This is a genomic window from Mesorhizobium sp. M1E.F.Ca.ET.041.01.1.1 (assembly GCF_003997355.1).
Classification (GTDB): Bacteria; Pseudomonadota; Alphaproteobacteria; order Rhizobiales; family Rhizobiaceae; genus Mesorhizobium.
The window spans coordinates 1-424 of sequence record NZ_RZSL01001270.1 but is presented as its reverse complement, the minus strand read 5'-3'; the positions used below and the strand labels follow the sequence as shown (position 1 = coordinate 424).

Annotated in this window: 1 pseudogene; it reads left to right on the top strand. The window is 71.0% G+C overall.

The window, feature by feature from the left end:
• Window positions 1–411: pseudogene (locus EOA38_RS38740) on the top strand (cell division protein FtsZ); the annotation flags it as partial.
• Between the last annotated feature and the right edge of the window lie 13 nt (window positions 412–424).

Sequence of the window (424 nt, the reverse complement as noted above, 5' to 3'; positions counted from 1 at the left end):
GCTCCGCAGCCGCGCGAAATGCTGCGTGAGGTCCAGCAGCCGGTGGCGATGGCGCCGCAGCGCATGCCGCGCGTCGAGGATTTTCCGCCGGTCGTGAAGGCGGAGGTCGACGCCAAGAGCCGTCCCGCCGACCATGAGAACAGCGGCCCGATGGGTCTCCTGAAGCGCCTGACCAATGGCCTGACCCGCCGCGAAGAGGAGCCTGCACGGCTTCAGCCGGCGCAGCCGCGCGAGCCCAAGCTGCGCCAGGCCGCACCGGAAGTGCGCCGCCTCGCCAGCCAGGACGCCCAGCTCTACGCGCCGCGCCGCGGCCAGCTGGACGACCAGGGCCGTCTGACGCCGCAGGTGAGGGCGACTCAGGACGATGATCAGCTGGAGATTCCGGCGTTCCTGCGCCGCCAGGCCAACTGAGCGGTTAACGGAT